Here is a 973-nt window from a genome sequence, read left to right as displayed (position 1 = left end):
GAGGAGACAGCACCGTTCCGGCGCGACGCCCGCGGGACACGACATAAATGAGCTTCTGCATGACTTGTCCTCGTGAGATTTGATGGCAGCCTCGAACATGGGAACGCTGCTGCCGGCGTTTCGCGGCGATCAGCCCAGGTACTCGAGCTTGTAGTGACGCTCCGCGATACGGTGCAGCCGGGCCTTGCCCCCTTCGACTGCCCGTGCGGCTGCGAGCCATCGCTTGAACGACTTTCGCGGCGAGATCCGGACCGAACTGCTGACTCGAATGTCGGTCTCGTGAGTCTCTCCATCTGCCTCAATGCGTACCGTCGAGGCCGCATGCTCCTGAGCGCCGCGTCCGCCCATGACGTCCGGGGGGAAGAAGGTCGTGTGGGCGGAATCGAAGTAAAGGCGACCGTTGTCGATGCTGGACTGAGTGATGGTGAAGTCGATGTGGTGCATGTCGATGCTCAAGGTTGACAAGGGGTAATCAGGTAGTGGAAGTCGCTACAGGGCATACTGGTCACGGGCGGCGAATCCTGTGAGTGCGAACACCGGCCGTAATCACGACAGGCCCCTCCTCAACAAGGTCGTGGTTGAGCAAGTTGCCCATGCGATCCACGACCTCAGCGCCGACAGAGGCGGCCAAACGACGGCGCGCCGCCCGGTCGAAGAATCGTTTGGTCGCGCCGTGCGAACGGACCTCGGAACCGAAGTTCAGCAGCCATTCGCGGATCAGCGGAGGAATGCTGCGCTGCTGGCAGCGGGTTTGAGCATGTGCAGTCAGGTTCATGTCAACTCCTTTGCTCGTTGGCCAAACAATGCAGCGGCTTATCCGCCACCTCTGGAGCGGTCACGCTGCCGTAAACGATGTGGTTTGTGGTGATCGATAGCCGGGGCTATCTGCGTTCCACCGAGCCTGTCAGGAATTTTGTGTTTGAGGCATAGCATGTTGGAAAGGAGCATCTATGCCAAGCAAGAAGAAGCCGGC

2 protein-coding genes are annotated in these 973 nt (G+C 60.0%); both read right to left on the bottom strand.

The features are described from left to right. Positions 1–129: 129 nt before the first annotated feature. On the bottom strand, positions 130–456 hold the full coding sequence (locus ACK4TH_RS12250) for a hypothetical protein (RefSeq protein ID WP_409626847.1): 327 nt from the start codon (positions 454–456) through the stop codon (positions 130–132). Positions 457–505: 49 nt separating this feature from the next. Next, entirely contained in the window at positions 506–775 is a 270-nt protein-coding gene (locus ACK4TH_RS12245; protein WP_409626845.1) for a hypothetical protein, read from the bottom strand. Positions 776–973: the final 198 nt, after the last annotated feature.

Origin of the sequence: Tepidimonas sp., assembly GCF_046292505.1 — a bacterium.
Taxonomy (GTDB): domain Bacteria; phylum Pseudomonadota; class Gammaproteobacteria; order Burkholderiales; family Burkholderiaceae_C; genus Tepidimonas.
This window is presented reverse-complemented; position numbering and strand designations above follow the sequence as displayed.